This is a genomic window from Tepidiforma sp. (genome assembly GCF_026419595.1).
Lineage (GTDB): Bacteria > Chloroflexota > Dehalococcoidia > Tepidiformales > Tepidiformaceae > Tepidiforma.
The window spans coordinates 1-629 of sequence record NZ_JANZZD010000102.1 but is presented as its reverse complement, the minus strand read 5'-3'; the positions used below and the strand labels follow the sequence as shown (position 1 = coordinate 629).

The 629-nt window shown below is 73.4% G+C and carries 1 protein-coding gene and 1 pseudogene; one reads left to right on the top strand and one right to left on the bottom strand.

Going from position 1 to position 629, the window contains the following annotated elements; genetic code table 11:
- A pseudogene (locus N2041_RS14600) lies at nucleotides 1-193 on the bottom strand (hypothetical protein); the annotation flags it as partial.
- A 16-nt stretch (nucleotides 194-209) separates the two neighbouring features.
- On the opposite strand from N2041_RS14600, the gene N2041_RS14595 reads away from it, so the two are divergent.
- On the top strand, nucleotides 210-572 hold the full coding sequence (locus tag N2041_RS14595; protein ID WP_297679341.1) for a hypothetical protein: 363 nt from the start codon (nucleotides 210-212) through the stop codon (nucleotides 570-572).
- Nucleotides 573-629: the final 57 nt, after the last annotated feature.

Below are 629 nucleotides of genomic sequence, written 5' to 3'. Positions count from 1 at the left end.
GCGGACGCGCAGCCGGGGCCGGGGCGCTGGCCGCACGCTCGGCCGGCGGGGTTTGCGTGGTCGGCACCAGCGCCTGCCACTGCCAGCCGCCGTCGCCGCCCTCGCGCCAGCCCTCGGCTCGCAGACCGGTCACACCATCGACGATCGCCACCGCCCGATCGGCCCCGAGGTTGACGTCGCTGAGCGCCGCCACCAGCATCACGGTGCGCGTGCCGCTGAAGATCCGGCGCCAGCCGCGGCGGAAGACCGTCGTCCAGCCCGTCCCGCCAGCAGGCGCCGACGCCGCCATCCCCACCCGCGCCGACCCGGCGCTGGTCAAGGCGCTGGCACGGGCGTTCCGCTACCAGAAGCTGCTCGACCAGGGGCGGTACGCCTCGGTCAGCGAGATGGCGAAGGGGGAGAAGATCGAGCGGGGCTACCTCGGCTGCCTGCTGCGCCTCACCCTGCTGGCGCCCGATATCGTCCAGGCCATCCTGGACGGGCGGCAGGTGGAGGGCGCCACCCTCGCCACCCTGCTGGCCGGGCTTCCCATCGCGTGGCAGGACCAGCGCACATCCCTCGGACAGGGCTGATGTCCCGGTCCCGCTTCGGGCGTGCACGCCGACAGCAATCGTGGCAGCATTTTCATA